General features: G+C 69.8%; 14 protein-coding genes and 1 pseudogene. 10 read left to right on the top strand and 5 right to left on the bottom strand.

Annotation, left to right across the window (positions count from 1 at the left end; translation table 11 throughout):
* The first annotated feature begins 60 nt into the window (after nt 1–60).
* Nucleotides 61–855, top strand: a complete 795-nt coding sequence (locus O7599_RS29785) for an SAM-dependent methyltransferase (RefSeq protein ID WP_281618696.1) — start codon at nt 61–63, stop codon at nt 853–855.
* 367 nt (nt 856–1222) lie between these two features.
* Here O7599_RS29785 and O7599_RS29780 read toward each other — a convergent pair whose 3' ends face one another.
* Together O7599_RS29780 and O7599_RS29775 are read right to left on the bottom strand one after the other, a co-directional pair.
* Nucleotides 1223–1657, bottom strand: a complete 435-nt coding sequence (locus tag O7599_RS29780; protein ID WP_281618695.1) for a DUF5959 family protein — start codon at nt 1655–1657, stop codon at nt 1223–1225.
* A gap of 104 nt (nt 1658–1761) precedes the next feature.
* Nucleotides 1762–3206, bottom strand: a pseudogene (locus O7599_RS29775) (alpha-amylase family glycosyl hydrolase).
* Nucleotides 3207–3711: 505 nt separating this feature from the next.
* On the opposite strand from O7599_RS29775, the gene O7599_RS29770 reads away from it, so the two are divergent.
* The 6 genes from O7599_RS29770 (at nt 3712) to O7599_RS29745 (ending at nt 12216) form a co-directional block, all read left to right on the top strand.
* Nucleotides 3712–4272 carry a hypothetical protein gene (locus tag O7599_RS29770; protein ID WP_281618694.1) on the top strand — a complete coding sequence of 187 codons (561 nt, stop codon included), beginning with the start codon at nt 3712–3714 and terminating at the stop codon, nt 4270–4272.
* Between the two features lie 144 nt (nt 4273–4416).
* Nucleotides 4417–7464 carry a BTAD domain-containing putative transcriptional regulator gene (locus O7599_RS29765; RefSeq protein WP_281618693.1) on the top strand — a complete coding sequence of 1016 codons (3048 nt, stop codon included), beginning with the start codon at nt 4417–4419 and terminating at the stop codon, nt 7462–7464.
* Nucleotides 7465–7598: 134 nt separating this feature from the next.
* Nucleotides 7599–8111 (top strand): RICIN domain-containing protein, encoded by a 513-nt coding sequence (locus O7599_RS29760; RefSeq protein ID WP_281618692.1) that lies wholly within the window; start codon nt 7599–7601, stop codon nt 8109–8111.
* A gap of 770 nt (nt 8112–8881) precedes the next feature.
* Nucleotides 8882–9754 carry a phosphate ABC transporter substrate-binding protein gene (locus tag O7599_RS29755; protein ID WP_281618691.1) on the top strand — a complete coding sequence of 291 codons (873 nt, stop codon included), beginning with the start codon at nt 8882–8884 and terminating at the stop codon, nt 9752–9754.
* Nucleotides 9755–9865: 111 nt separating this feature from the next.
* Nucleotides 9866–11563, top strand: a complete 1698-nt coding sequence (pstC, locus tag O7599_RS29750) for a phosphate ABC transporter permease subunit PstC (RefSeq protein ID WP_281618690.1) — start codon at nt 9866–9868, stop codon at nt 11561–11563.
* Nucleotides 11551–12216: an ATP-binding cassette domain-containing protein gene (locus O7599_RS29745; RefSeq protein ID WP_281618689.1), complete on the top strand. Its 666-nt coding sequence runs from the start codon at nt 11551–11553 to the stop codon at nt 12214–12216. Before pstC ends, O7599_RS29745 begins: the two co-directional genes overlap by 13 nt.
* 302 nt (nt 12217–12518) lie before the next feature.
* Here the strand turns inward: O7599_RS29745 and O7599_RS29740 are convergent, their stop codons facing one another.
* Entirely contained in the window at nt 12519–13907 is a 1389-nt protein-coding gene (locus tag O7599_RS29740; RefSeq protein WP_281623572.1) for a CoA transferase, read from the bottom strand.
* 302 nt (nt 13908–14209) lie between these two features.
* Nucleotides 14210–14758: a hypothetical protein gene (locus O7599_RS29735; RefSeq protein ID WP_281618688.1), complete on the bottom strand. Its 549-nt coding sequence runs from the start codon at nt 14756–14758 to the stop codon at nt 14210–14212.
* Nucleotides 14759–15460: 702 nt separating this feature from the next.
* Here O7599_RS29735 and mdlC point away from each other — a divergent pair.
* From mdlC to O7599_RS29720, 3 genes are all read left to right on the top strand, one after another.
* Entirely contained in the window at nt 15461–17071 is a 1611-nt protein-coding gene (mdlC, locus tag O7599_RS29730; RefSeq protein ID WP_281618687.1) for a benzoylformate decarboxylase, read from the top strand.
* A 37-nt stretch (nt 17072–17108) separates the two neighbouring features.
* Nucleotides 17109–17870: an SDR family oxidoreductase gene (locus O7599_RS29725; RefSeq protein WP_281618686.1), complete on the top strand. Its 762-nt coding sequence runs from the start codon at nt 17109–17111 to the stop codon at nt 17868–17870.
* Between the two features lie 106 nt (nt 17871–17976).
* Entirely contained in the window at nt 17977–18381 is a 405-nt protein-coding gene (locus O7599_RS29720; RefSeq protein WP_281618685.1) for a tautomerase family protein, read from the top strand.
* 58 nt (nt 18382–18439) lie between these two features.
* Here O7599_RS29720 and O7599_RS29715 read toward each other — a convergent pair whose 3' ends face one another.
* The gene (locus tag O7599_RS29715; protein WP_281618684.1) at nt 18440–21304 is read right to left on the bottom strand and encodes a discoidin domain-containing protein; all 2865 of its coding nucleotides are present in this window, start codon (nt 21302–21304) and stop codon (nt 18440–18442) included.
* Between the last annotated feature and the right edge of the window lie 23 nt (nt 21305–21327).

Below are 21327 nucleotides of genomic sequence, written 5' to 3'. Positions count from 1 at the left end.
GGGCGACGACGAGGGGTCCGTCACAGCATCCCATCCCTACAAATGGAAAGAGGAACTGCCATGACTGAGCCGACAAAGCCGGACGAGCTCGATGTGTCCGTCCCGCACAGCGCGCGTGTCTGGAACTACTGGCTGGGCGGCAAGGACTGGTTCGCCGCCGACAAGGCCGCCGGCGATGCCTACTGCACCAAGTACCCAGACATGAAGTATATGGTCCGGGAATCACGGCACTTCCTGGTACGCACCGTCACCCACCTTGCCCGAGAGTGCGGGATGCGCCAATTTCTCGACGTGGGTGCCGGACTGCCCACGGCCAACAACACGCACGAAATCGTTCAGCGCATCGCGCCCGAGAGCCGCGTGGTCTATGTCGACCACGACCCCCTCGTCTTGCTGCACGTGCACGCCATGGGCGACAGCACCTTAGAGGGTGCTATGGACTACGTGCTCGCGGATATGCGCGACACCGACCTCGTCCTGGACGGCGCCGCGAAGACTCTGGACATGAGCCGGCCCATCGCCGTGGTCATCAATGACGTGCTGGGGCACATCGTAGACTGGGACGAAGCCCTGGGCCTGGTACGCCGCCTCGTGGCCCGGGTCCCCTCGGGGAGCTATCTGTGCCTGAGCCACTCCACCGCCAGCGATGCCAAGCATCGTGCGGTGCAGGAGGAATACAACAACTCTGGCGCCATTCCTTACATCATGCGCGAACCGGAGGTGACGAAGGCTTTCTTCGAGGGCCTTGATCTGGTCGAACCTGGCTTCGTGTCCTGGCCGAACTGGCGGCCCGACGCGAATACCGGCCGCACCACCGAGCGCGCGGGGTGGGGTGGCGTGGCACGGATCCCGTGATCCCATGACGACGAACAGCGCGGACCAGCGGCAGCACCTCGGGGATCGCCCGCACGCCTCCTCTGTGAAGGTGACGCACTACCAGGTGGTGCAGCGGCTCACGCACGCCGCGGCCCGCCCCGGCACCTCGCTGCTCGACGAAGCCGCTGCCCTGGCCGACGGCTGGGCTGTCCTGGTGGACCCCGTGGCCGGCGCGTTCTCGGGGGACCTCCAGGCTGCCGGGTGCGCCGCGGTACATGCCGCGGCGCACCCCCAGGGCCCACCCGCGCACCTGACGTTCCGTCAGGTTGGTGCTGCCGCCCTCGTCGTCGGTCCCGGTGGATCGGTGCCGGCCTCCCGAGTAGCGGTGATCCCGCGGCGCGGCAAATCAGTCCTCGGTCATGGGCCACGTCTCCCAGACCAGGTCCAGGCGGCTGTACGCGTCATCGAACCAGGCGTCGGCCAGGGGGACGGTGACTGTCACCGTCGTCAGGGATATGGAAGCGTCCTTGATCGTGACCTGGCAGCGGTCGTCGTCTTCGTCGAGTTCGATGAACAGCCACGGAGCAGCGCTTGCTCCCTCGCGCCAGGCGATGTCCTGGCCCGCGTCGAGCGAGTCGAGAGCCTGCTGCCACTCCCGCAGGTCCTCGGGGAAGACCCAGGTCCTGAGCGTGCCACGGACGAAGGGCGTATCGACCACGAACTCTCCGACCAGGGCCTCAGCCTCGGCGGGAGGCTTCCGCTCCTCGTTCCCGGTGATCCGGAGAACGACGCTGTTGCCGTCTCCCTCCAGGCGGATCAGGTCGATCGGATCCTCAGCCATGACTGCCCCTTCCGGCTCGCGCATGTCGCCGAAGGCTAACGGCCGGCACCGACAGAGGGCCGCCGGTGCCCTCGGGGAGGAGGGCACCGGCCGGTCGAGGGGGGTCAGTTGCGCCAGGTGTCGTTGAGGGTCAGGGAGCCGCCGCTGGGGACCGTGGCCTGGCGGTTGGAGCCGGACTCCCACGTCACGCCGGTCTGCCCGTCCCAGGGTTGCCGCCGCCGCAGTCGCGGGCGCCGGTGTGCAGGGCCAGCGCCGTGTTCGCGCCCAGGGTGGCGGTGAACTGACCGGAGCCGTTGACGGTCACGGCGCGGTCGCTCTGGACGTCACAGTAGGTGCCGGCGGCCAGGGAGGTCTGGAAGGTACGGGTGAGGGAGCCGGACTCGTGGTTGAGGGCCACGTAGGCCCGGCTGCCGCGGCCGAAGGCGATCGCGTCGCCCCCGTTGTCCCACCAGTCGGTGACCCCTTGGCCGCGGGCGGCGTTGCGGAATCCGACCATGGACTCGATCTCGGGCCAGGCGTGCTGGCACTTCCAGCCGTCCTGGTAGCACGCGTTGACCGCGCCGTTGTTGGGCGGGCCGGCGTCGTTGTTGCCGAACTCGTAGCCGGAGTGGACGTCGGGAGAACCGTAGGGCCAGGCCAGCATGAAGACGTTGGCCAGGGTGTAGTTGGCGCCGCTCTTGTAGCTGAGGGTGGAGCCGTTGCGCTCGGTGTCGTGGTTGTCGACGAAGACGGCGCTGCCCGCCGAGGGCATGTACCCCCAGCCCTCGCCGAAGTTCTTCAGGTAGGCGAGGTTCTCGTTCTCGAAGACCCGCTTCAGGTCACGGCCGTAGCGGAACTCCTGGACGTCGCCGGTGCCCCGGTACTCGTCGGGCAGGATCGGCTCGCCGGCTCCGAAGATCGCTTCCTGCTTCCAGTAGACGTTCGGGTCGGTGAGCCGGGATTTGATGGCGGCGAGGTCGCCGGCCGGGATGTGCTTGACCGCGTCGATGCGGAAGCCCGCCACGCCCAGTGAGAGCAGGTCGTTGAGGTAGCCCGCGATACGGCCCCGGACGTAGTCCTTGCCGGTGTTGAGGTCGGCCAGGCCCACCAGTTCGCAGTTCTGCACGTTGCCGCGGTCGCCGTAGTTGTCGCCGATCGGGCGGCGGCAGCCGTTGAAGTCCCCGTCGCTGTAGGGCGCCGCGGGGTAGTCGTACTTGGTGTAGTTCGAGCCTCCGGTGCCGGTGCCGGAGCCGGCGGACATGTGGTTGATCACCGCGTCCACCACGACGCCGACCCCCGCGCTGCGGCAGGTGTCGACCATGTTGCGGAACTGGTCGCGGTTGCCGAGGCGGCTTTCGATGCGGTAGCTGACCGGCTGGTAGGCGGTCCACCACTGGCCGCCCTGGATCTGCTCCTGGGGCGGGGAGACCTGGACGTGGCCGTAGCCGGCCGGGCCCAGGCGCTGGGTACATTCGCGGGCGATGGAGTCGAATCTCCAGTTGAACATCACCGCGGTGACGTCCTTGGACCCGGGCGGTGCCGCCTGGGCAGTGGAGGTCGTGGCGGTCATCGAGAGGACGCTGCCGGAGACGGCGATCAGTCCGGCCGTGAACGCGCCGATGGACCTCTGCCAGCCTGGAGTTCCGCGTCTGCGCTGACGACGAGCGAACAAGGCTCCTCCTGGGAGTGGACGGGTTGAGGCCGCGAAGGCAACGCGCCATGCCCGACAGCCCGGGGCACGCCCTTGCAGGCTTTCCGCAAGAGATTGCGTGGAGGAACGTAGAGCCACCCCCTGAGCCGGTCAAGGGGTCACGGGTGAAGACTTCCGGGCGTCAGCCAGCCGCCGCCTTCTCACCTGAACGTGCAGATATCACCCGAATCGCACCCACAGAGAGTGGGACTGCACGCACTGCCGCAAGAAATTGCAGGAACGAGCGCGGCGCCCCGGAAGGTACGGCCGCCGCGCGCTCCCCCGATCCGCGAGATTCCGAACTTTGCTCCGCCTGGACCGGAACCGTTCTGCGGGAGGCTGCGTGACGTCTCTGTGTTGCCGGCTAGAAGGCGAGGGGGACCGAATGAGGACTCGGACGATGGTGAGCGTGGCGTTGTCGGGGTGTGTGGCGATGCTGGCGTGCGCGTGCGGCCCGGACAAATCGAAGGAGGAGTCGGACGCGAAGGTTTCGGAGCCATCGGCGTCCACGCAGGTCGAAGAGTCTTCCGCTGCGCCGTCCCCGTCCGCCCCGAGCGAGAAGCCGTCGGCCGAACCGGCAGGTGACCAGCCCGCGCCGAAGACGAAGGAGGGCGCGATCGAGCGGTACGAGGAGTTCCTCCACGCCCTGGGCCGCGAGGACATCGACACGGTCTGCGAGGTGGCCGGGCCCGCCGCCCAACAGGCGGAAGACGACGGGTTCGGCCCGTGTACGTCGACGTTCGTCACCGTGTTCCAGATGATCCCGCCGGAGAAGAAGGAGGCCCTGAAAACCGCGACGGTCGACCCGCAGGGCGTCTCGGTGCTCACGCCCGCCGAGGTCGAGATCCCGGCCGCGGCGGTCAGGGCCTCCGTCACCTTCAGCGAGGACGAGATCGGCAGCAGCACCCTGGAATACCTCAAGGACGACTGGTTCGTCACCGACTGAACCCGGCGCGGCACACACGGAGCTGCCGTATTCCTTCAGCGTTCTGATCCTGTGTGGGATACCGGTGCGAGCATGCACTGAGCGAAACCCTCCCAACTGGTTATACTCCGGGCCATCGCGTCACACCGTGTTGTGGGAGGCGCCGTGGAGTTCCGGCTGCTGGGCCCGTTGGAGGTCGAGTCCGACGGAGCCCTGATCACGCTGGGAGGGCCGCGGGAGCGGGCCGTGCTGGCGGCGCTCCTGTTACGGGCCGGGAGGTTCGCCAGTGTCGGCTACCTCGTGGACGCGGTCTGGGACCGGCCGCCCGCCTCGCCCGAGACCAACCTGCGGACGTACGTCGCCGGATTGCGGCGTCGTCTCGGAGTACGGCCGGACGGAACGCCTCGGCTCGTCACCAAGGACGGTGGCTACCTGCTGGTCGCCGACCGCGACGAGCTGGACGTCGCCGACTTCGCCCAGCTCCTCGACGCGGGAGAGAGGGCGCTCGCCGAGGGGGACGCGCACGCCGCCGTCGATCTGCTGCGGGCGGCTCTCGACCGGTGGCGGGGAGAGCCACTTGCCGGGTGCTGGCTCGGGCCCGCTCTGCGGGCTGACCTGGACCGGCTGCGGGAGCGGCGGATGCGGGCCGTCGAGCGGTCCGCCGCCGCCCGCGTCCAGCTCGGTCAGTACGATGCGGCCATCGACGACCTTCAGCGGCTCGTCACGGAACATCCGCTCCGCGAAGAGTTGTGGGCCCAGCTCATGACCGCCCTGCACCGGTCGGGCCGGCGATCCGAGGCGCTGGAGGTGTACCCCGCCGCACGGCGGCGGCTCGTCGACGACCTGGGTGTCGAGCCGGGTGCCCGGCTGCGTCAGCTCCACACCGAGATCCTGCGGGACGACCCGGAGCCCGGGCCCGGCAGGCCCGCCGAGCCCGCCGTCCGTCCCGCGCAACTCCTTGCCGACCTGCCCACGTTCGTCGGCCGCGACAGCGAGCTGGAGCAACTGCTCGCGCCGCTGCAGGACGACGCTCCCCCGGTCGTGCTGATCAGTTCGATCGACGGCATGGCCGGCAGCGGCAAGACCGCGCTCGCGATACGTGCCGCGCACCACCTGTCTCCGCGGTTCCCTGACGGGCAGCTCTTCATCGACCTGCACGGGCACACGCTGGGCGTCGACCCCGTCGACGCGTCCGATGCGCTGGACCAGTTGCTGCGTGCCCTGGGCGTCCCCGGGGAGAGCATCCCGCACCAGCTCGACGCCCGCGCCGCGCTCTACCGCAGCCGCGTCGCGGCCCGCCGGATGCTGATCGTGCTGGACAACGCGATCAGTGAGGCGCAGGTCGCGCCGCTGCTGCCCGGCACGGCGGGGTGCTTCGTCATCGTCACCAGCCGACGCCGGCTCAGCGGCCTCGACCACGCCCGGCCGCTCACGCTCGACGCACTGCCCGCGGCCGACGCCACCGCCCTCCTCCTCGCTCTCACCGGCGCCACCTCCGTCCGCTCCACCCTGGTCGACGAGGTCGCCGAGCTGTGCGGCCGCCTGCCGCTCGCGATCCGGCTGGCCGCGGCCCGACTGCGCACCCGGCAGGGCTGGACGCTGGCTCACCTCGTGGACCGGTTACGCGACCAGCAGCGCCGGATGACCGAGCTGCGCGCCGGGGAGCGCAGCGTCGCCGCGGCCTTCCAGCTCTCCTACGTCCACCTCGACTCCGATCAGCAACGCCTGTTCCGGTTGCTCGGTCTCCACCCCGGGACCGACATCGACTCCCACGCCGCGGCGGCGCTCACGGGCGTGACCGTCGAGCAGGCCGAACGGCTGCTGGAGGGCCTCCTCGACGCCCACATGCTCGAACAGCACCAGCCGGATCGCTACGAGTTCCACGACCTCATCCGCGCCCACGCCGGCCAGCTCGCCGCCGAGGAGGCGGCACCGCATCGGCACAGAGCGCTTTCCCGGCTGCGCGACCACTACGCGTCCACAGCCTCGGCCGCCGTGGACCTGCTCTATCCCCACGACGCCGACCGCCGCCGGCACCATGCCGGGCCCGACACCCCGAACCCCGCGGTCGACACCCCGGACCGGGCAGCCGTCTGGCTCGACACCGAACTGGCCAATGTCCTCGCCACGGCCTACGCGGCAGAGCCCGACACCGCCGCCCACACCGTGCTCCTGTCCGAGGTCCTGTACCGCCACCTGCGGACCCGTTCACGGCACTCCGACGCACAAGCCCTGCACAACCGCGCGCTGCACGCCGCGCGCCGCACCGGGGACGGCCTCGGCGAGCTACGGGCCCTCGTTCATCTGGGATGGACACTGGATCGCCAGGATCGGAGAGATCCCGCAATAGACTCCTTCGAACGGGCTCTGGCGGTCGCCCGCAGGATCGGCAACCGCGTGGGCGAGGTCGACGCGCTGGTGGGTCTGGGCAACGCCCGGTTCGGAACCGGCCAGCACGATCTGACGACCGGTCACCTCCGAGCGGCCCTGGACATCGCCCGCGAGAGCGACGACCGGTTCGGCGAGACCCTGGCGCTGCTCGGCCTGGGGCACGTCCTCTACACCCAGGGGCAGGTGCGGCAGTCCGAAGCCTGCTACCAGGAGGCCCGCGCTCTCGCCCGCGAGTCCGGTGAACGCACGGGCGAGGCCGACGCGCTCGCCGGACTCGGCCACCTCCACCAGATCCAGGGGACACTGGACCGGGCGAGCGACTACCTCACCGAGGCGTTGGCCCTCACCCGGTCGGTGGGTCACGGGTGGCTGGAGCACAACGTGCTGTGGGCACTCGGCCACGTGTACCGCCGGCAGGGCAGACACGTACCGGCCACCAACTGCTTCCGGCAGGTCCTTGAGCTCTCGCGTGCCGGCGGCTACCCCAACGGCCAGTTCGAGGGCCTGCTTGGCCTCGCCCTCACCAGGCAGGCGACCGGCCACTCGCGCGAGGCGCTCACCGAGTGCGAGCAGGCCCTCGAACTCGCCCATGTCCTCGGGCAGCGCCTGGACGAAGCCCGCGTCCATGCCGCCATGGCCGACAGCCACCATGCCCTCGGGCGCGGCGACGAGGCCCGCCACCACTGGCAGCGCGCCCTGAGCATCCTCACCGACCACAACACCACGCAGATCGAAGAGATCAGCACCACGGATCTCCGCGCTCGTCTCGCCGCCCTCGACCGCCGGGAAGCCTCCTCCGCGCGCAACCGCCCGGTCAGGTAACCGGGCAGGGGGCGGGCGGAGTGCGCGAGGTCGGGGCGTTCTCCCGCTGGGCGGGACGGGGCGGATCTGGGCAGGGTCTGGGCGGGATCTGGGCGCCCCTCCGGGAAGCATGGGCCGGGCCATGAGGAGGTGCCATGAACCGCAGGAAGGAACTGGTCACCGTGCGAAGACTCTCTGCCCGCATACTGATGCTCCTCGTCTGTGCCGCGTCCGCTCTCGTCGCGGCCCCGCTCCCCGCATCGGCAGACACGCCGTCACTCGTCCGCAACCACGCGACGCAACAGTGCCTGCACCACAACGGCAACGGTCGCATCACCACGGTCGTGAACTGCAGCCGCACCAACGGCGCGCAGTTGTGGCACGTGCACCGCTCAGAGTTCGGTGAGCCCTGGCGCAGGGTCGTCAGTTCACACGGCGGCCTCTGCCTGGACAGCAACCTGCCGGGCAGCGACGGCAGGGGCGATGTCTATGCGCGCCCATGCGAGAAAGGCAACACCTTCCAGGCGTGGCGGTGGCTTCCCAACGCCGACGGAAACCGGGTGCAACACCGGGTGAGCGACCTCTGCCTGGACGCCGATTCTTCCGGCAGGGTCTACACCCTTCAGTGCAACTCCGGGCTCTTCCAGCGCTGGCAACGACAGCGGTAGTCCAGATCACACCGTCCGCCCATGGCCGGGAGCCCGGCCATGGGCGGACGGATACGTAACGAGCGACGGCCACACCTGAGTCGTGCGGCCAACGAGACTCCTCTGCGGGCTACTCTCCCCGGCGTACGGGCCGGCTCGTCCGCCTCTAAACGCAATCTCGGTGTCGGGGCAGAGATGGTCCGAGTTTCGCCGCATTCACGGTCAGATGAATTACCGAGCGTGGCCGCACATGAACCTCGGCCGCCACGCAAACCACCTGGACTCACATTCCTGAAATGACCCGGTGCCCGGACACCTGTAGTTGGGGCCGCATTCGCCGAAGAGGACGTCGTCCGCGATCCGGACACCGACGGTATCAAGTCGTCGTTACGCGAGCCGGCCGACCACACTCCTGCCGTGGTGCCGGGCCTGTACCATTCGTCCAGGCGACAGCGACGCGCTGTCGGCACACCGGCACCAGATCCAGCACAGTCTGCACGGGGCATTCCCTTTCAGGCGTCGATGCCCCGCGTTCTCTTCAGGGCACGGCCGACCCGAAGGATCTGACAATGGACCAGCCAGTTCGATTATTCGTGCCTTCTCCTGCCACCTTCTGCGGCCATGCGTGTCCCGTCCGGTTCTCCCTCCGGGAAACCGAGCGGTACCTCTCGACCCAGCGGGGCCGTCGCCGACCGTTGCGCCGGTGACCGCCCGAAGAGGCCGAGTTCGTCCTGGACCCCACACCCAGCGCGCACCTCACAAGCACGCCTGCAGAAGGAAGGGCCCCCACCGTGTTCACTCACACGCGCCGTGCCGCCTGTCTCGCCTCGACCGCCGTGCTGTTCATGTCCGTGGCCGGCTGCGCCGACGACAGTGCCGGAGCAGGGGGTGCTCTGCAGGTCAGCGGCTCCACCACCGTGGCTCCCGTGGCCGCCGACGCGGCTGAGGCACTCAAGGCGAAGGGTCTCGACATCGTCGTGGCCACCCAGGGCGGCTCCGCCGGCGGCATCTCCCAACTCGCGGCCGGCCAGATCGGCATCGCGATGAGTTCGAAGCCGATAGCGGTGGAGGACGAGTCCGCCCACCCCGACACCGACTTCCGTCCCACCCAGGTCGGCGCGGACGCGGTCGGGGTCATCGTCACCAGGGAAGTCGCCGAGGGCGGCGTGAAGAACCTCACCAAGGCACAGGTACGTGACCTGTTCGAGGGGAGAATCGCCAACTGGTCCGAGCTGGGCGGCCCGGACCTTGAGGTCTTCGTCTACAACAAGGAACCCGGACGCGGAACGCGCGAAGAACTCGACAGGTACGTCTACGGCGAAGAAGAGGCCCCGCCCCCGCCGGATTCGGGCAACTACGCCACCGTCGGCGGCGATCTCGAAACGCGCGACAAGCTGAAGTCGACCCCCGGCGCCGTGGCACCGCTGTCCACCGGCATCGTCGAAGGGCACGACGACCTGGCCGTCGTGACGCTGGACGGCGTCGCACCCAGTCCCGAGAACGTCGCCACCGGTGAGTACCCCATGGACCGGCCGCTGTATTTGATCACCGATGGTGAACCGGAGGGTACGGAGAAGAAGTTCATCGACTACGTCCTTTCCCCGGAAGGCCAGGAGCTGATGACCAAGCACCGCTACCTCACGCTCGAGGAACTCAAGAAGTAACCGGTGGCTTCCACCAGGACACCGGCTCGACGACACGTCATGCCGGTGGAGCGGAAACGCCCCCGTCCGTCCAGGTGGGTGTGGGGTTGGGTCTGTGCCGGAGCCCTCGCCGTGGCGGGCCTGCTGCTGACCGTCGTCGGGTATCTCGGCACCGGTGTCGGCAGCGGGAGCGTCGACTGGCTGAGTCTGCTGACCGAGGACACGTGGAACCCGCCCGACGCCGCCTTCGGCGGCCTGGCGATGATCTACGGCACAGCCGTGGTCTGCGTCTTCGCCCTCGTCCTCGCCGTACCCGTCGGCTGGGCGGCGGCCATCGCCCTGTCGGAGTACCTCCCGCCGCGCATCGGCCGGCCGATGCGCATGTGTGTGGAGTTGCTCGCCGCCGTGCCCTCGATCGTCTACGGCCTCATCGGCATCGTCGTCGTCCGTCCGGTCATCGCGGCGATCGCCGGCGTACCGGGCGGGGACAGCCTCGCGGCAGCCGGTACCGTCCTCGCCGTCATGATCGTCCCCACGGTCGTGGCCGTGAGCGTCGACGCCCTGGCCGCGGTGCCCGACCACTACCGCGAGGCCGCCTACTCACTCGGTCTGACCCGCGCGGAAGTGATTCGCTCGGCGGTCCTGCCACGGGCGCGCTCCGGTATGCACGCCGCCGTCCTGCTCGGCCTCGCCCGAGCGCTGGGGGAGGCCGTTGCGGTGTTCCTGGTCGTGGGCAGGGCCGACGGACGCATGCCCCACAGCTTCGGCGCGTTCCTCGACTCGCTGACCCACCCCGGCCAGACCCTGACCACGAAGCTCGTCGGCCCCGAGCCCGTACTCGCCGGCACCTCAGGACCGTACTTCGCCTCCCTGTGCGCACTGGGCGTCGTCCTCCTGGCACTGGTGGCCGCGGCCACGCTCTGGGGCACACGAGAACGACGCCAGAGCACGCGCCCGGCCCGGCACCGGCCGGCACCGCGGCTGCGCCGCCGGCGGGACCAACTGGTGACGGCATGGCGGCTGGGAGCCCTGCTGCTGCCCAGCGCTCTGCTGATCGGGATGCTCGCCCTCCTGGCGACGCGAGGAAGCGCCGCGTTCCGTCCGGCGTTCTGGTTCACGTCGGCCACGGGAGCGGCCGGCGGCGGCGTACGTGACCAGATCGCGGGCACCCTTGTGCTCGTCGTCACCACGGGGCTGCTCGCCCTGCCGCTGGGGTTCGGTGCGGGCATCCTGATCGGTACCCATGCCTCCGCCCGGACCGCTCGTGTCCTGCGGACCATGACGCTCGTGCTGGGGGGAGTGCCGACCATCCTGCTGGGGCTGGCCGGGTTCGTCATCCTGTCCACCGCCATGGGCTGGGGAAGGTCCTGGCTCGCCGGCGCCATCGTGCTGGTCCCCGTCGTGGCGCCCGTCGTCGCCCTGACCACCGCGGCACGCATCCGGAGCCTGCCGCCCGAACTCAAGGAGAGCGCACTGACACTGGGGCTGACGCGCGCCCAGTACATCCGGTCCGTCGTCGTTCCCTACACCTGGCCCGCCACCGTCACCGGCCTGCTCCTCGGCCTGGCGCGCGCGGCGGGAGAGACCGCTCCTCTGCTGTTCACCGCCACCGTCTTCTTCGGCGCTCCCACGGTGCCGGACGGCATCGTAGAGTCCCCGGTGCAGGCGCTGTCGACGCACATCTTCACCCTCTCCCAGGACGCGGGTGACTCGCCGGCCGTCGACCAGGCGTGGGGAAGCGCCCTGGTGCTGGTCCTGATCACCGCGGTACTCCTCGGCGCCGCGATGGCGCTGCGCAACCGCTTCGAAGGAGAACGATGGACGACGTGATCGCCGTGCACCGGCTGCGCGTACGCACCCGCGACAGGACCCTGGTCGGCCCCCTCTCCTTCAGCCTGGAACACGGGTCCACCACCGGCCTGTGCGGACCCTCGGGCGCCGGCAAGTCCACCCTCCTGCGCGCCCTGGTGGACCTGCTCCCCTACGGGCTCGTCCGAGAGGGCGACGTGAAGGTACTCGACCGCACCGTGGCACCCGGCAAGGGAGACGCGGATCTCAGGGCCAGAGTCGTCCTCGTACCCCAGACACCGGTCGTCTTCGGCGGCAGCGTCCTCGACAACGCCCTGTTCGGCCTGCGCCACGTCCTGCGCGCGTCCCGGGAGGTGCTGCGCGAACGAGCGGAACGCGCACTGCGCGAGGCCGGGTTGTGGAAGGAGGTCTCCGACCGGCTCGACGCCCCGGCCCAGACCCTGTCCGCCGGACAGCGGCAGCGACTCTGCCTCGCCCGCGCGCTGGCCCTGGAACCGGCCGGACTGCTCCTCGACGAGCCCACCAGCGCGCTCGACGAGCACAGCAGGGACACGGTCGAGCAGTCCATCGCGGCGCTACGCGGCCGCAGGACGGTCCTCCTGGTCTCGCACGATCCGGCACAGGTGGAGCGACTGTGCGACACGACCGTTCACCTGGACCTGCTAAGGAGCTGAGGCGTGTCCGGGGCAGAAGTGGAACGAGCCGGGACCGTGCGCGAACCTCAGGAGCGTCCGGGCAACACAACGGACGGTGCGACGGCATGGTACGGCACGGGGAGCCCGCGGGGGCGGCGCAGGTGGACATCGGGCAGTCGTGCGATTCCACGCGCTTGAAGTCGTCTTCACGAGCGACCACCTAGGAAACAGCCACCAGGCCCGCACCGTGATCAATCTCAGCGCCAACCACGGTTCCGTTGATCCCCGAGCAGGACACAGACGCATCGGTCTGACGGGCGCACCGCCCCGAAGAGTTCTCGTCAGGCGCCGCTCCAGACCGCGGCGTCCGTGCCCCACAGGCCCGGCGGGCGTGCCCAGTTCACCGGGCCTCCCTCGTACGACACCGGCGGCAGCGCGTGCCGCAGCCGGCCCATGGGGCTGTCGGTCTCGGTCAACCAGCGACCGGCGTCGAAGCCGTCGTCCTCGCCCGGAGCGGGGGCCAGCTCGTGGACCAGCCAGTGCGCGGTCTGCGCCAGGGCCAGGCGGACCAGGCGGGTGCCGCCCGCGCGGTGCTGTTCGGTGAGCGCGCGCAGCACCCCGGCCGCCAGCAGGTAGCCGGTGCCGTGGTCGAGCGCCTGGGCGGGCAGCGCGCCGGGCGAGTCCGGCGAGCCCTCCAGTTCGGCGATGCCGGTGGCCACTTGGACCAGGCTGTCGAAGCCGCGCCGCTCGTGCCACGGCCCGTAACGGCCCCACGCGGAGAGCTGGGCGATCACGAGACCCGGACGACGCCCGGCGAGCGCCTCGGGCGTCACCCCGAACCGGTCCAGCGCGCCCGGCCGGTAACCGGTAACCACCACGTGCGCCTCGTCGAGCAGCTCCTCGAAGACCCGGCGGCCGGTGGCGTCACCCAGGTCCAGGGTGGTCGAGCGTTTCCCGATCCCCGTGTCGTTGTGGGCTTCCTGACTCTCCGGTAGCTGGGGGGCGTCGATCCGCAGCACGTCCGCCCCGAGCAGCGCCAGCGTTCGGGTGGCGACCGGTCCGGCGAGCACCCGGGTCAGATCCAGGACGCGCAGCCCTGCGCACGGCAGCGCGGCGTCACCGAGCACGCGGTTCGGGGCGTCGTCGACGCGCGCCGTCGTCAGCAGCGGCTGCCCCGCGACCAGGACCCCCTGCTCGCTCTTGGCCCACTCCTCGGGGCTGCGTGCCGCGACGGCCAGACCGCCCACCGCGTACACGGTCTCCTCCACCTCCAACGCGGTACGCCCCGCGATCGCCCGGGCCACCGCGTCCACCGCCTGCTCGCCAGCGTCGCCCGGCACCCCGAGAGCGGCGAGCAATCGGGCCCGATGGTGCGGGTAATTGGCGTGCGTACGAACCCATCCATCGGCCGCCCGCCAGAACCGGGACAGCGGCGCGAAGGTCGACCACGCTTGCCCGTCGACCCGCATCAGCCGGTCGCTGAGGAACGCCGTCGCGACCGACTCGTCGTCGATCCGCATCCGGGGCACGGGCCGCCCCGTGCGTACTGAAGTGAGCTCGGCGGCCGCGAGCGAGCACACCGCGACGGTGGCCCTCGCCAGCTCCATGACGGGCAGCCGCGCCGGCAGTCCTCCGGAGGGACCGCCGTAGGTCACCCGGTCGAGCAGAGAAGAATCGGCACCCAGTGCTGCCCAAGCCTGCGACGTACCTGCGGAGATTAGAGAGTTCACACTCCCAATATGGCACTGAGTGCCATCTTCGGGAAGGGTCCCGGGCGCCACGCACCCGGGACCTGGCTTGGCCCCGCCTCGCGCCAGTCCTTGCGCACCACGGCCGTCCATGGGCACGTCGTCGCCGGCGTCGTGGAAGCGAGTCTTGCCGTCGACGTCGGCGGACTTCTTCAGCAGCTTCATCGCGTCCATCACCGGCCGGGAGGCGGTGTTGTTGCACTCGAAGCTCGGGTGTTCAGCAGGCGGCGGCATCTGCCGGTAGTACGAGCTGCAGGAGGAGCGCAAGGTGGTGCGGACCTTCTTCAACTCGGCGGTGAGCTGCTTCTCCACCCGCCGCTCGGCGCGTGCGTTGATCTTGTGGACCAGAGCGACCAGCAAGTCGACCAGCGCGTCGGTGATCTCCGCCTGCCGGGACGAGCACAGCGCCGCGAGCAGGTGATCCGTAGTACGTCCTCGCTCGTGTCGCGGAAGTCCGAGGGGTACAGCTTGATCGCACGTGCCCGGATTTCCGTCAGCAAGGAGTCCAGGCCGACCGCGCCCGGGTCGTGCTTGAGCGCGGCCACCAGGGCGGTACCCGCCTCGTTGTCCTCGGCTACCAGCGACAGCAGCCGGGCCGTGCCCGCCTGGCCCAGGCGGCCGATCGTGCGGGCGCAGAACGTCTTCTCCCACTTGCCCCGCGCCGCGACGAGTACCTTCTCGACCCGGGTACGGCCTGGCGGCTGGATCTTCCGCGCCCGGCACTCGACCAGCAGGGTCTCGCGCTGCCGGTCCTCCACCAGCTCGACCGGACAGACCTCCACGGCCGGCCACTCGGCCGGCGCCTTCTCGTCCGCAACCGCCGACGGCCTCAACCCCGGGGCCTCACGGATCTACTTGCGGTGGTACTCGGCAGTCCGGCCGACCAGCGTCCAGTTCGCCAACAGCTCCTCCGGCGACCACTCTTGCCGCACGCACGCCCCTTTGGCCTCGATCACTCGATCAGACCAACGACGGCGCCCAGGACGGGGAAACGGGACTCGTCCAGCTACCCGAAACCTACTTTGCGGCTGGTGTCTGAGCCAGGACACCAGGTCCATCCTGCGGGATTCGAGGCTTTCCACTTCTGCCCGGGTTCAGTTCCGCTCCGCCAAGATGCGAGCAGCAACTGAAACGCATCGGAAATTCATTGACGAGTGGCGGAGCCAGGTTGCTGAGCGGCGATCTCCACCACGGCCTGCCGCAAGGCGGCGACCATCCGGGTGATGCCGGGGAACGTGATTTCCGCTCGCAGTCTTATCAACCTCTGCGTCCCCCTTCGTGTCGCTTGCAGACATGCCGGAGCACATGCTCTTATGCATGTGACCAGTATCTGTGCAGCAGGTAGAAACATGTTCTCCCACACCGCCGTGCCGGCTACTGGCCGACTGGACCGAGACTCGCCCCTGCGCCCCCTGAGACCCCGGAAAACGAGCTTGCCGGGGACACACACGTACGCGGGTTCTCCCACAGTTCCGTAACTCTCCGGCAGCGGTCATGACCTGCTGCCCGCCACCTCAGGAAAGTCGGTAGCAGCCATGACCGAGCAGTCCACCGTGCACAGCGTGACCTACGACCTGCTACGCACGCTCAAACTCACCACCGTCTTCGGTAATCCCGGCTCCACCGAGCAGACGTTTCTCCAGGACTTCCCCAAGGACTTCACCTATGTGCTGGGGTTGCAGGAAGCGTCCGTCATCGCCATGGCCGACACTTTCGCACAGGTCACCGGCCGTCCTGCGCTGGTCAACCTGCACTCCTCGGCCGGGGTGGGCAACGCGGTGGGCAACCTCGTGGCGGCCTACCACGGGAACACGCCCCTGATCATCACTTCCGGGCAGCAGCACCGGGAGTTGGTGATCGGGGATCCGTACCTGGGCAACCGGGAGGCCACGGAGCTGCCGAAGCCGTGGGTGAAGTGGTCCTACGAGCCGGTCCGCGCGGAAGATGTCCCCGAGGCCTTCATGCGCGCCTATGCGATGGCACTGCAGCCGCCGGCGGGACCGGTCTACATGTCGATCCCCATGGACGACTGGAACCACCCGCTGGCCGGCTTCGACCGGGTGCGCACGCTGAGCGACCGGGTGGCGCCTGACACAGCGCGGCTGCGCGCCTTCGCCGAGCGCGTCTCCGCCAGTCGCAGTCCCGCTCTGGTCTTCGGGCCCGAGGTCGATCGCGCCGGCGGCTGGGACCAGGCTGTGGCCCTCGCGGAGAAGCTGCGCGCGGTCGTCTACGGGTCTCCGCTGTTGGACCGGGCCTCCTTCCCCGAGGATCATGCTCTCTTCGGCGGCCCGTTGGGCATGTCGGTGAAGTCCGTCGGCGACCGGCTGCGCGGGCACGACCTCGTGGTCGTGATCGGCGCGGAGGTGTTCCGCTACTACCCCTACGTGCCCGGCGAGTACCTCCCCGAGGGCACCGAGCTGCTGCAGATCACCGGCAGTCCCGATGTCGCGGCTGCGGCGAGGATGGGTGACAGCCTGCTCGGTGATCCCGGGCTGGCGATCGAGCTGCTCCTGGACATGGTCGCCGAGGGATCCGCGAGGACCGCACCGCAGCCGATGCCGCGACCGCGCGCGCTGCCGAAGGAGCCGAACAGCCCGCTCACCCCGGCCGAGGTCTACGCCGCCCTGAGCAGGGTCCGGCCGCCGGACACGGTGTTCGTCAACGAGTCGACCTCGACGATGGCGGAGCAGATCGAGTGGCTCCCCACCACGCGGTCCCAATCGTTCTTCGCCACGGCCAGCGGCGGTATCGGCTGGGGCACCCCGGCCGCGGTCGGCGTCGCGCTCGGCGACCGGGAGCGGGGCGTGCAGCGGCCGGTGGTCGGTCTGATCGGCGACGGGTCCCTCCAGTACTCCGTGCAGGCCCTCTACACGGCGGCCCAGCACAACCTCCGGGTCGTCTACGTGGTCATGCGCAACCACGAGTACTCGATCCTGAAATCGTTCGCGGTGCTGGAGGAGACCCCGGGCGTACCCGGCCTGGACCTGCCCGGAATCGACATCGCCTCCGTGGCCCGCGGCTTCGGTTGCCGGGCCGTCGAGGTCAAGACCACCGAAGACCTGGAGCGGGAGTTCATGACGGCCCTGACCGCCGACGCCCCCACCGTCATCGTCGTCGAAACACAACCCCAGAAGGCCTCGCTGTAAGGCGCACGGTCCACACCATCAACGAGGAACGGCAGTCATGGACTTCGGACTGAGGGACCGGGTGTACATCGTCACCGGCGGCACCCGCGGGCTGGGCAGGGCAGCCGCCCGCGAGCTGGTGACGGAGGGCGCGAGGGTGGTCGTCAGCGGCCGTGGCGAGGAATCGGTCGCCGCTGCCGCGGAGGAGCTCGGCGGTCCCGGACAGGCGATCGGGGTGGTGGCCGACAACGCCGATGACGGAACGCCGGACCGCCTCGTCAGCGCGGCCCGCGACGCTTTCGGCCGACTCGACGGGACGCTGATCAGTGTCGGCGGGCCACCGACGGGTACCTCCGACACGATCGGCGACGACCAGTGGCGCGCCGCGTTCGAGTCGGCCTTCCTCGGTGCGGTACGCCTCTCCCGCGCCGTCGCTGCGGAACTGGGCGAGGGCGGTGTCATCGGCTTCGTCCTCTCCACGTCCGTGTACGAGCCGATTCCCGGCCTCGCCACCTCCAATGCCCTCCGGCCGGCCCTCGCCGGTTATGCGAAGGGTCTCGCCGACGAACTGGGCCCCACGGGCATCCGCGTCGTCGGCCTCGTGCCCGCCCACATCGCAACTGACCGGGCACGCGAACTCTACGGACGCTCCGGAGACTCCGAAGCGGCCTTCGAGCGGGCGAGCGCCGGCATCCCGCTGCGGCGCTTCGGAGCCCCCGACGAGTTCGGCCGCGTCGCCGCGTTCCTCATGTCGCCCACCGCGTCGTACCTGACGGGGGCGATGGTCCAGATCGACGGCGGCGTGCGCAGAAGCTTTTGACAGGGACCACAGCCCGACAGCCCTTGCCCGGGCCGTCAACGACCACTGCCCTGCTCACCGCCCGCACGTCAATCAGCCATGTTCCCCGCACAGTTGAGGAGCCCTCATGCCCACTTACACCTGCACGGCGGCCCAGGGATCGCTGACCAGCGAGGTGAAGGCCCTGCTGGCAGCCGAGATCACCCGGATCCACGTGGACATCAACCACGTGCCACCGGCCTACGTCAACGTGGTCTTCTCCGAGCTGCCCGCGGACAGCGTCTTCGCGGGCGGCGAGCCGGCGACACCGCTGATCCTCACCGGCTGGGTGCGGCGGGGTCACCCGCAGGAGGAGGCGACGCGACTGGCCCGGGGACTGTCCTCGGCGCTCGTGCGGATTTCCGGCATGGACGAGAGCCAGACCATGGTGGTGCTCCAGGACGGCCCCGCCCGGTCCGCCGTCGAAGGAGGGCGCGTGCTACCCGAACCGGGTGAGGAAGAGGAGTGGTTGCGCAGGAACGGAACCGCCTGAACGGCGCTTGGGAAACGGAGGACCCCGTCGGGCGACGGGGTCCTCCGTCGTGCCGGTTTCAGCGAGGGCCGGGGGTGAAGCGATAACCGGTGCCCGGCCGGGTGCGCAGGGAGATGGTGTCGTCCCGGAGGGAGAACTCGACCGCCCGGCCGTCGGCGGTGGTCACCCTCGGGCCCTTCCGGCCCCACGGGTTCCTGAGGCGCAGGGTGCCCCCGGCCCGGCTGGTGACGTGGGCGTACGCCACGGCTCCGTCGGCCAGTGCGGCGGAGACCTCGAAGGCGCCGGGGAGCAGCAGCCTGTCGAAGGACGCGTCCTGATCGAGCGGCCACACGGGGAAGAGCACCACAGTGCCGCGGAAGCTCTGCACGAGCATGCTGTGCACCGCCTCCGTGGAGCCGCTCTTCTCGATGCCGTGGTACAGGTCGTCGACACTCAGATTCGGCGCCAGCGTGTCCGCGAGGACCTCCTCGAAGCGCTGGATCAGAGACGTTGCCGGATAGCCGACCCGGGCGGCCTGCGTGAACACCTTCGGGAAGCTGTTGATCTGCGCCCAGGAGTTCATCACGTCCAGGGTGTCCACCGCGGTCTTCCGTTCAGCGGCCGGGGACGTGATCCCCAGCGCCTCTCCGGGGTGGATGAACTCCAGGTTCACCGTGTTGTCGCCGGGCCGGATCTCACGTGTGTCGTCTCCCTGCATCGACCCCGGCTCGGCGAGCGCGTACACCTTCACGCCCTGGTGGACCGTGGTCGGCGTCGGCGACAGCCGGTCCAGGATGTGCTGCCATGTGCGCCGCTCACCGGCGTCGGTGTCCAGCGCGTGGCTGGCCTCGATCAGGGTGTGCAGCGTCAGCTTGAGCAGGCTGACGTCCGGCGAGGAGTTCTTGCCCCAGGTGCCCTCGTGAGGGCCGGCCCACAGCTCGTAGTGCCCCGAACCGGCGTTCCACTCCAGCCAGTTCTCGAAGAACGTCGCCACCAGCTTCAGGAACGGGTACGCCTTGTCCCGCAGGAAGTCGAGGTCCCGTGTGTGTTCCCAGTACGCACAGAACTGCGTGGCCGAGAAGAGGGAGTTCGCGACCTGCTGCCAGTAGCCGTCGTCGGTGGTGGATCCGAACGGTCCGATACCGACGGGGAACAGTACGCCGTCCGGCATACCTCCCTCCGGGAACCGTTTCGACACGTAGTCGGGCTTGACCCGCGTCAGGTCCTGCCGGGCACGGCGCCTGGCCTCGGGCACGTAGTCGAGGATGACGTCGACGAAGGGCAGCGCCAGCTCGGGCCTGTTGCTGGAGTACACACCGTAGAACGGGGACTGGGCGTTGTAGTTCAGATGGATGTCGCCGTGGAACAGGGCCTGGTCCGTGGTGGTCCAGATCCCGTACAGACCGGGGACCACCTTCCCGGCACGGCTGGAGGCGCCGATGAAGTACTGGGCGGCGTAGTAGTAGCGCTCGAGCAACGGCCGGCCGATGTCGATGCCGGAGGCCAGCCAGTATCGCTTCCACCAGCGGGCATGCCTGCTGCGGAGGCCGGCCAGCGCGGACGCCTTCACGGCGTCGACCGCACGGACGGCGTCGGCCCGCACGCCGGTGGGGTTCTGTCCGCCGCCGGCGACGACGGTGACGATGGTCGCGGTGCCGCCGGCCGCAAGGGTGAACTCGGTGCTCGCGGTGGAGCCGGACGAGGTCGGGGGCTTCGTTGCGGCGCCGAGCACCCGGGTGGCGAGCACGCCGGTCGAGACCCACGCGCCGCCGGGCCTGGTGGAGCGCTTCGCCCACGCGGTGCCGGCGCTGACGCCCGAGGTTGACGGGTAGGCCGCGCTCGCCCCGCCCCCGGCACCCGCCCAGGTCTGCACCACCAGGTCCACCGGCTCCGCGCCCGCTGACGTGACGGTGGTGACCAGGAGGTTCTCCTCCGCGGACAGCCAGGTTTCCAGGTTCAGCGGAACGCCGTCCATCTCCACCGCGGTGGTGATCCGGGCGTCGAGGACGTGCTGGACCTCGCGGAAGGGCTCCGCCTCGGAGACGGCGTCCTGCTCCTGTGCACTTCCGGGCTGGGCGAAGAGCTGGATCTGACCGATGCGTGCCCGGGGGTTCTGTACGGAGTCTTCCGTGGTGCCCTGGGTCGGTTCGGTGAGGTACAGCCGGACGTGACGGGTGGTCAGCGGGGTGGACAGGTTGCGGTCGATGACGGCGTCGCTGTTGCCGGTCACGGTGTCCGCGTCGGTCCACGTGGTGCCGTCGTCGCTGGTCTGGATCCGGAGGCCCTTGGTCGTGTTGGCCTCGGTACCCTCACGGGCGGCCACGTCGTTGCGGATGACGTACCGGGCGATGGTCTGCTCCGTGCCGAGGTCGAGCGCGATCCACTGCGGCTTGCCCACAGTCGAGACCCAGCCCTCGTATCCGGAGGTCCACAGACCGTTCACGGCGCGGTCGGGGGTGAAGGATTCGTGCGTCGAACTCGCCGTCGCGTTCGCGCCCAGCGCGAGGTCGGCGGTGGGCGGCACGTTGGTGGACCTCAGGGTCACGCCACCTATCGGCAGGGGGCGGATGTCAGGGCCGGCGGTCCAGAAGTCGCCCTTGGAGACGTAGAACGTCTTGACTCCGCTCTGGCCACCAGAGGTGACACCGACATCGCCGTTGCCGAGCAGGGCGGTGTTCGGCATGGCGGTCGAGATCGCACCGGGATAGGTCTGGTCCGTCCACTCTGCTGTGATCTCCGACAGCTTGTCCCGCAGCCGCCGCCAGCGTTCGTCCTCGGTGAGCGGTCCGGCCGCTCCACCGGGGCTGCTGCTTCCGGCGGGTGCGGCGATCGCCGGTGCCGGGATCGCCGTCAGGGCGGTCGTGCCCGCGACGGCGATCGCTCCGGCGAGGACGGAGCGTCTGCCGGGGTGACGCTGGTGATCGAGTGCGTTCTGATCTGACATCTGTGTCTCCCGAGTGGAGGGCG

This window comes from Streptomyces sp. WMMC500 (assembly GCF_027497195.1).
Lineage (GTDB): Bacteria > Actinomycetota > Actinomycetes > Streptomycetales > Streptomycetaceae > Streptomyces.
Note: the sequence above shows the minus strand (reverse complement) of the source record. Positions and strands in the feature narration are given on the sequence as shown.